This window comes from Nocardiopsis valliformis DSM 45023 (assembly GCF_000340985.1).
In the GTDB taxonomy this organism is placed as follows: domain Bacteria; phylum Actinomycetota; class Actinomycetes; order Streptosporangiales; family Streptosporangiaceae; genus Nocardiopsis; species Nocardiopsis exhalans.
Genome location: NZ_ANAZ01000006.1, coordinates 1 through 8,414, shown reverse-complemented (window position 1 = coordinate 8,414; position 8,414 = coordinate 1). Strand labels below are relative to the sequence as shown.

Annotated in this window: 3 protein-coding genes, 1 pseudogene and 1 CRISPR repeat array; all 4 genes and pseudogenes read right to left on the bottom strand. The window is 69.2% G+C overall.

The window, feature by feature from the left end:
- Positions 1–46: 46 nt before the first annotated feature.
- A pseudogene (gene cas7e, locus D457_RS32075) lies at positions 47–946 on the bottom strand (type I-E CRISPR-associated protein Cas7/Cse4/CasC); the annotation flags it as partial.
- Positions 947–1,060: 114 nt separating this feature from the next.
- Positions 1,061–1,708 carry a type I-E CRISPR-associated protein Cse2/CasB gene (gene casB, locus D457_RS0107385; protein ID WP_017580010.1) on the bottom strand — a complete coding sequence of 216 codons (648 nt, stop codon included), beginning with the start codon at positions 1,706–1,708 and terminating at the stop codon, positions 1,061–1,063.
- Positions 1,705–3,474: a type I-E CRISPR-associated protein Cse1/CasA gene (casA, locus tag D457_RS0107380; RefSeq protein ID WP_017580009.1), complete on the bottom strand. Its 1,770-nt coding sequence runs from the start codon at positions 3,472–3,474 to the stop codon at positions 1,705–1,707. The genes casB and casA overlap by 4 nt, the downstream gene beginning before the upstream one ends.
- A 13-nt stretch (positions 3,475–3,487) precedes the next feature.
- Positions 3,488–6,406 carry a CRISPR-associated helicase/endonuclease Cas3 gene (locus tag D457_RS0107375; protein WP_026116428.1) on the bottom strand — a complete coding sequence of 973 codons (2,919 nt, stop codon included), beginning with the start codon at positions 6,404–6,406 and terminating at the stop codon, positions 3,488–3,490.
- A 164-nt stretch (positions 6,407–6,570) separates the two neighbouring features.
- Positions 6,571–8,370: direct repeats of the CRISPR family, unit length 29 nt; unit sequence GGGTCCATCCCCGCGTGCGCGGGGAGCAG.
- Positions 8,371–8,414 lie beyond the last annotated feature (44 nt).

The window sequence follows — 8,414 nt, the reverse complement described above, 5'->3', positions numbered from 1 at the left end:
TGTTACGGGCTTGACACCCAGTCCAGAACGCTAACTACGCGGCCTTGTCCGGCAGCGTGTGGTTGCCGAAGGTGTTGATCTTGCCGGTGGGCAGCGACTCCACGAATCCACGGACGAAGGCCTCCACGGCCCGGCGCAGCGGTTCGGTGACGGGCTCGTCCTCGCGCAGCCCCTCCCCCAGGTTCTTCCGAAGCAGGTCGACGTCCACGGCGGCATACCGGTAGAGGGTGGCGGAGTTGAACTCGACGGTGCCGATCATGCCCGCCCCGGTCTCCTCCTCGGGGTTCCGGTCGTCGACCGCCGTGTAGTAGTCCGACTCGTTCTCCACCGCGTGCACACTGATGGCGTGCGCGACCTGTGCGGCGGCGTCCACGTTGATGTCCGCGCCGTCGGCGACCATCCGGCCGAACAGCGCGATGTCGACGGAATGGCGGGTGTCGGCGATGGACTTGGCGCGCGCCTTGTTGTCCTTCTCCTTGAGGAAGGCCTTGATGTCCTCCTTGCCTTCCACGGCCAGTTCGGCGAGCCCGTCGCGCTGGCGGGCGCTGAGAAACATCAGGTAAGCGGACTCGGGGGCGGGCGCCGGGTCCCCGTTCTTCTTGGCGGCGTCTGCCTTGCGCTTGGGCGGTTCGATCTTGGAACCGGTCGCCGTCTGAACCGTCTCCGCGGCCAGGGCGAGCGCCTCGGCTTCCTCGATACCGGTGTCCAGCTCCCGGATACGAGCGGCGATGAGCTCGGCCACGCGCTTGGTGCGGGTGCCCAGGTCCTGGGGGTCGACCAGGGCGTCGAAGGCGAGCCGGGTCGCGCGCTTCCAGGCCTGGCTGGAGACCCTGGAGCGGCGCGCGCCGCCGTAGACGGCGGTCTTGGGCGCACCCGTGTCGTCCCGGTTGAGGTTGCTGGGCGGCACGGTCTGCAACACGTGCACGTCGAGAATGGTGCGGCTCATGGGGGTGTCCTCGGTTTCTTCGGTTCGTTGCGTGTGTGGCGCGGAAGCGGGCTTTGTGCGGGTTCTCGGGGTCCGGACCCGAGGTCCGGGGTTAGCGAAGTTGCAGGGAGCAGGTCACTCGCCGGGAGCCCCCTGAGTTCCGTCCTGCTCTTCCGCCAGCTGCTCCCTGCTCGGTCGGTACGCATGGAAGCCGCGCCCCCAGGAGCGGCGCACCCGTTCGGCGCCGGACCGGGTGCGAGCGTCGTAGAGCTGGTCGGCGAGCAGACCGTAGTCAAGCTGGATGTCCTTGTCGCGCAGAAGACTGACGATCCCCCTCAACCTGTCGATCCGTGTCTCGGAGCTGCCCGCCGTCTGGGCCTGGACGAACCGCTTGCGCAGGGGTTCGTCGATGTCCCCGGACGGCATCAGTCGGCGCACGGCACCACCCAGGTCCTTCCCGCGCTTGTGCATGCCTTTATCCCGTTTGGACTGCTGGTGGAGCGCGTAGAGCGTGAGTGCCTCGTGGACGGCGTCCTCGGCATCCGAGATCCGGGGATGGTCCAGGGGGAACTGCTCGTAGAACTGGTGGCCGATGGTCAACACGGCCAGCTCGGGTACGGCTTCAACGGTCTTGCCCGCGCCACGACGCAGCTTGGCCAGGGTCGCCACCGCGTCAGAGCGGTCCTGGAGGTAACCGGCCTGGAGTTGGCGAATCCGCTCGTCCACCGCCTCACCGACCTCCTTGAGTTCGTGGACGTAGCCGGTGCGGCTCGCTGTGGTCACTGGTCTTCCTCCGTGTTGTCGTCGGAACCCGAGTCGATGTTGGTCAGGGGCAGGCACCTGCGCAGGGCCCTGCGGAAACGAAGGTCGACGCTGGAGGTGTTGAGCCAGAACGAGCCGCTTTTGGATTCAAGAACCCGCCCTTCCCAGGAGGCCTCGCTCGCGGAGTCGATGAGCTCGTCGCCGAGGCGGGAAACGGTGTCCCGAACGATCAGCTGCCATTGACGGCGCTGTTCGGTCGGGTCGAGCGGATCGTCCAAGGGGCGGTCAGCCTCGGTATCCGCATCCTGGGAGGGGGCCAGTTCGCGCAGCCAGGTACGGAAGAGACCGTCCAGGTCCCCGAAACCCCGGTCCCGGGCGGTGGCCCGCAGTCCCTCACCGTCGGTACCCGCTGCCTGGGCCAGGCCGGTGGCCAGGTCGCCCAGGGCGGTGACCGCGTCCTCGGCGTCGGTGACCGCGCCGACGGCGGCCTGTGCCAGTTCCTGGTTGTCCTGGTGGAGCAGGACCACGGGCATGGCCACCGTGTCGTCGACGATCTCGTCGATGACGGACTGCTGGGTGCCGTAGACCGCTCCGACCAACCGGGCCCGGAGCAGGTAGCCGCGGGGCAGGTATCTGGCGACGGTGAGAGCGGCGATCCAGTCAAGGACCCGGGGGCGTACGTACTCGGCCGCTTCCTCGCGCTGTTCGCGTCCCCGAGTCTCACCCGTGACCAGGGCTCCCAGGCCTCGCCAGGCCGCGCGGGCCGGGTCGTGCTCCCGAGGCAGGTAGACCATGGCCTCGCGGAGCTTCTTCTCCTGGGCGGGGCTGCGGCGCCAGGTGGACATGGGTTCGCGCAGGTGCATGTTGCGTGGGGGAAGCGGGTCGCCGTAGGCCAACAGCACCCCGTGAACGCCTTCGCCGTCATGGTGCAGACGCAACCGCCGCGTCTGCCAGGTGTACAAGTCGCGCAGCCCGTGTGGGCGGGAGGCAGCCGGTGCCCCTTCCAACGGAGCGGATGTGGCGGGCGGGTGCACCCAGGCGGGCCGGTCCCGATCCGGTTCGGTGTCGGTGTGCAGGTTGGGGGTGTCCAAGGCGATCAGGTTGAGCAGAAGTGTCTGCTGAAGGTTGTCGCCCTCCGCGTACACACCGCCCAGGTTGCCCGCCCAGCCGACCCCCTGTGGGTAGCCCTTGCCGCCCTTCACCCGAGGGTCGCCCTCGGCTCCGGACTTGATGCCGGAGGGGTCGTAGGCGTGGGTGTGTACCACCCAGCGGGCGGCTTCGGCGTAACCGAGCCGCTCGGCACCGAGCGCACGCATCGTGAAGAAGCGGGCTCCGTTGGGAACGTCGGCGACCATCTTGTCCAGCGGCAGGTAGTCACCCTTCTTGGTGCGCAGGTCCGCGACCTGGAGGAAGGGTGTGAGCGGGTGGAGGAGGTCGAAGCGTTCCCGGTGGCAGTCGAGATAGCCGCGCAGGGTCTCCAGCGGTAGACCGTCGTCCCAGAGTTCGGCCCAGTCCTCGATCTCCTGGGGGCCGTCAATGGCATCGTGCAGGATCGCCAGGAGCAGGCGTAGGAGGGCGAAGTCCTGAGTGGGCACGTCACCGACCAGCCGGCGTACCTCCTCGGCCTGTCCGAAGACCTCGATCAGGGACAGTTCCGCCTCGGTGCCGTCGGTACGCAGGACCGGGATCCACGGGCTTTGGGTCAGATCGAAACCGAGCGGGGGCTCGGACGTGGTCCCGGATGCGGACGTGGATACGGACGCGGACGCTGATGCAGGTGTCGCCACCGCTGTAGGCGCCTCATTCGGCACGGGTGACCTCCAGGCCGTCGGATTCGGTGTAGTGCAGCTTGTATCCGGCCAGTTCGGCGCGGTTGTCCTCGTCCAGGAAGAGCACGAGCTCTCCGGCGATCCAGTGGGCATCCTTGGTCTGCCAGGCCTCGACCAGGTCGGTCTCCAGCTCGGCGATGGTGCGGTCGATCATCAGGCCGGTGACCGTGAACTGGTAGGGCAGACGCAGACCGCTGGCGGCGAGGGCTCGTGCAGCTGCGGCTTCGGGCACGGATTCGGTGGGCAGGGACAGGCCGCCGCGCTCTTCTGTCAGCCACGGCACCGTGGTCAGCGACCCGTCGGCGGTTCGCCTGGCCACCAGGACCTCCAGGCTCTCGCCGGTGTCGCGGACCTGGGCTTTACCGCTCTGGCTGTCATCGGCCTCGCCGACCCCGGCGTCCACCCAACCGACGACCGCGCGGCCGTCGCGAGCCGCCGGGTCGAGGAGGAAAGTGCGGGCTCGGGTGGCCTTGTCGGCCTGCTTGACCTCCTGGGCGGTGCGCGCCTCGGTCAGGGCCTGTTCCCAGTCGGGCGGCGCGATCTCGGTCATGGTTTCGGCTGTGCGGTAGGCAGCCTGGACCAGTGGGCTGATGTGATCGGGTAGCCGGAGCGTGCGTTCGCTGTCGGTCCGCGCTTCGAGGTGGGATCGGAGCACGGCGAGCGATCGTAGAAGCGGGTATTCGCCGTAAACGGTCCGCGAGCCGCGTACCGGTCGGGGCGGGGTCTCGGTCCAGTCCACCCCGGTGACCAGGCAGTGAGCGGTGCGAAGCCGGGGCGGGCGCTCGCTCTGCTCCGGCCCACGCGGGTGGCGGTGCAGGCGCCCCATGCGCTGAAGCACCAGATCGACCGGGGCAAGGTCGGTGATCAACAGGTCGAAGTCCACGTCCAGGGACTGTTCCACGACCTGACTGGCGACCACGATGTGCCGGTCCGGGCGCTTTCCGCCGAGATCGGCGACCTTCGCTGGTGGGCCGTACTCACGCAGGAGTTGCTCGTCCCGGGCGGCCCGGTCCAGGTCGAGGAAGCGCGAGTGAGCGACGGTCACCAGCTCTTCACCGAAGTGTTCCCGCAGGTGGGCAGCGGTCTCGTGGACGCGTGCGACGGTGTTGCGGATCACCAGGGCGCAGCCGCCATCCGCCAACTCCCGCTCCAGCCTGGTGGTGAGGGTGGCGAGGTCATCGTCGAGAGGTTCGATGCGGACGTCGGTGGCCCGGCCGGAAGCTTCCGGGGTGTACAGGCACGGTGCGGCGCCGGGTTCGGCGATGGTGATCAGCGGGTAGGCGCTGGCCCGACCGATCTCCTCGTACGTCTGCTCCGCGGGTCCCCGCCCCCTGGCCCCCGTGTACGCCTGGGCGAGTTCGCGCCGACGCCCCGCGGGCAGGGTGGCGGACAGGATGACGACGGGGACGCCGTACCTTCCGAGCCAGGCCAGGGCCCGGTCCAGGTAGGTGTTCATGTAGGTGTCGTAGGCGTGGGCCTCGTCGATGATGACGACCTTGCCCGCCATCGCGAGGTGGCGCAGAGCCAGGTGCCTGCTCTTGAGGCTGGCGAACAGGAGCTGGTCGATGGTCCCGACCGAGAAGGAGGCCAGCATGCCCTTCTTACGACCGCGCAGCCAGCGGTGCGCGACCAGAGCGGCGCCGCCGGGCGCGCCCTCGCAGTCGCGATCGGTGTCCGTGGCCAGGCGAGGGCCGCCGCCGAGGTAGCTGGAAAACTCCTTGTTCAGATGGGCCTTGGAGTGGGCGAGGAAAATGGACGCGGCTTCCTCGGGCATCCCGGGGAGCCGGTCGAGCCAGTGGGTGAACCGAGCGAACATGGCGTTACTGGTGGCCATGGTGGGAAGGGCGACGAAACAACCGCCAGCTCCGGTACGCGCGGCGAAGATCTCGGCCACCGCCAGGGCGGCCTCGGTCTTGCCCTCGCCCATGGGGGCTTCGATGATCATCAGCCCGGCACCGGCCATGCTCCGCGCGGCCTGAACCGCCTGCTCCTGCACCGGGCGGATGACGGCGCCCTCGGGGAGCTCGAACCGCTCGGCGAAGAGCTCGGCGGCCGTTCCCCCGGGCTCGTGGGGCTCCCACTGCCGAGGCAAATCCAGCAGCCGCCAGGCCTCCTCGCTCCGCTCGGGGTCATTGCTGCGCTCGCCCGGAAAATAGGGGAAGTAGTCGGCGTTACTGGCGATCCAGTCGGCGGTGATGACCAGGGCAGTGAGCAGGACCTGCGCGGTCTGCGGAAGCTTGACCGTGCGCCACTCCGAGAGGCGCTCGTCGACCCCGGTGGCGCTGGCGGCCGTATCCAGAAGCTCGAACTGAACACGTTTCCAGACGTCCGCACTGCCCGGAGTGCGCAGAAGTGCGGGACGGTTCTCCACATCCATGATGGCGGTATTGCTGGGAGGGAGGCCGTGGTGGCCTCCAGCGATCACCGCGAATTGGTTGGTGTCCCGTTCGCGCCAAGTGTGGCGCTCAGCCAACCACTCCCCCAGGATGAGCTGCCCCGCGAGCCCGTGCGGGGCGAGCCGCCGATCGGCCATCTGCTTCTGCAGGGGCATGTCAAGGCCGTGCGCGCGCATGTCGTCCGCGAGGTGTTCGACCTGGCAGGCGAAGGCGGGGGTGGCCTTACCGATGTCATGTGTGGCCGCGAGCCATACCGCAAGCCGCCGAGCGTCCTCGCTGCTATTGGGTAGCGCCACACCGATGACGTCCCGAGCCTGCCGGGGAAGCCATTCGTCCCAGAGCCTGCCAGCGACAAAGGCGCTGTCGGCCATGTGCCGGTAAAGCGGAAGCCAGCCGTCGGAGTCGTAGTCGTGCTTGGCCCACACAGAGCGAGCCACCTCAGAGAGGGAGTCCTTCCAGGGCCAGGGAGGGGGTCCGGAGTCCATGCTGCCCATCTAAATGGGTCCCACCAACATTCCAGGCCAAGAATCGACCTCTCTCCAGACCTGATGTGGCCAAAGCGAATTCACCATTTAACCAACAAAAGCGACACCCCTGTGGTACGGAGCCCCCGAGCAGAGACAAACCATTCGGGTTCGCGTTCGTACCTCTACTCGGGGGGTTTATCCCCGCGTGCGCGGGGAGCAGAGGGGTGGCGGGCCGTTGAGCGGACCCCCGGCAGGTCCATCCCCGCGTGCGCGGGGAGCAGGCCACACCAGGGTTGGGTCGCGGGCCGGGGCCGGGTCCATCCCCGCGTGCGCGGGGAGCAGTGGCGGTAGGACACGCCTGATGTCTCGTCGGTGGGTCCATCCCCGCGTGCGCGGGGAGCAGATCCGAGGCCGAGACCGCGCGCATGCCCCGGGGGGTCCATCCCCGCGTGCGCGGGGAGCAGGTGTGCTCTCCTCACCGGCCAGCGGGGGTGTGGGGTCCATCCCCGCGTGCGCGGGGAGCAGCCCCGGATATGGCAAATCAGCACTCGTCAACCGGGTCCATCCCCGCGTGCGCGGGGAGCAGGCCGGGATGGTCATGGTGTTCACGTGGTGGTCCGGGTCCATCCCCGCGTGCGCGGGGAGCAGTGCACCCGACACAGCAAACGATGCCTGCGCCAGGGTCCATCCCCGCGTGCGCGGGGAGCAGAGGCCAGCGTCCCACTGCGCCGCCGGTCCCCAGGGTCCATCCCCGCGTGCGCGGGGAGCAGCCTGGACCACGGAATGGAAACGCCTGCGCAAGGGGTCCATCCCCGCGTGCGCGGGGAGCAGATCACCGTGTTCCTAGGCCCAGGAGTCCCGATGGGTCCATCCCCGCGTGCGCGGGGAGCAGCCGTCCTGGAGTCTCAGGAGCACGGTGTGGTCGGGTCCATCCCCGCGTGCGCGGGGAGCAGGTCTACGGGGTCACGCTCGTGGGTGGCCACCCGGGTCCATCCCCGCGTGCGCGGGGAGCAGCCCCGGTTCACAGGAGGTCCCTGGTCTGGACGGGGTCCATCCCCGCGTGCGCGGGGAGCAGTTCGCGCTGCTGGAGGCTTTGGCCAGGACGTCGGGTCCATCCCCGCGTGCGCGGGGAGCAGTACCGACGGGATCGACTCCGACACCATCCGGGCGGGTCCATCCCCGCGTGCGCGGGGAGCAGCTCGGCGATGATCTGCTCGGGGTCGACCATGTGGGTCCATCCCCGCGTGCGCGGGGAGCAGCCCACCTACGCGCCCACATCACGGAATCAGCGGGGTCCATCCCCGCGTGCGCGGGGAGCAGTCCACCCAGGAGTCCTCCGTCGCACCCAACCCGGGTCCATCCCCGCGTGCGCGGGGAGCAGGGGGCGAGCCAGGCGGCCATGGCTTTGGTGGTGGGTCCATCCCCGCGTGCGCGGGGAGCAGACCACCTGGACCGCACCACCCGAACCCGACCCGGGTCCATCCCCGCGTGCGCGGGGAGCAGCCGAGGAGATCTGGGGGGACATCAAGGACGCGAGGTCCATCCCCGCGTGCGCGGGGAGCAGCCGAGGAGATCTGGGGGGACATCAAGGACGCGAGGTCCATCCCCGCGTGCGCGGGGAGCAGCCGTCGGAACCACGCCTCGAAACCGGAGACAGGGGTCCATCCCCGCGTGCGCGGGGAGCAGATTTGGGAGGGCCTCCAGGAATGGTGGGAGGTAGGTCCATCCCCGCGTGCGCGGGGAGCAGCTGAAGAAGGAGGGCATCAAGAAGCTCGCGGAGGGTCCATCCCCGCGTGCGCGGGGAGCAGCCGTCGGAACCACGCCTCGAAACCGGAGACAGGGGTCCATCCCCGCGTGCGCGGGGAGCAGATTTGGGAGGGCCTCCTCAAATGGTGGGAGGTAGGTCCATCCCCGCGTGCGCGGGGAGCAGCTGAAGAAGGAGGGCATCAAGAAGCTCGCGGAGGGTCCATCCCCGCGTGCGCGGGGAGCAGCCGTCGGAACCACGCCTCGAAACCGGAGACAGGGGTCCATCCCC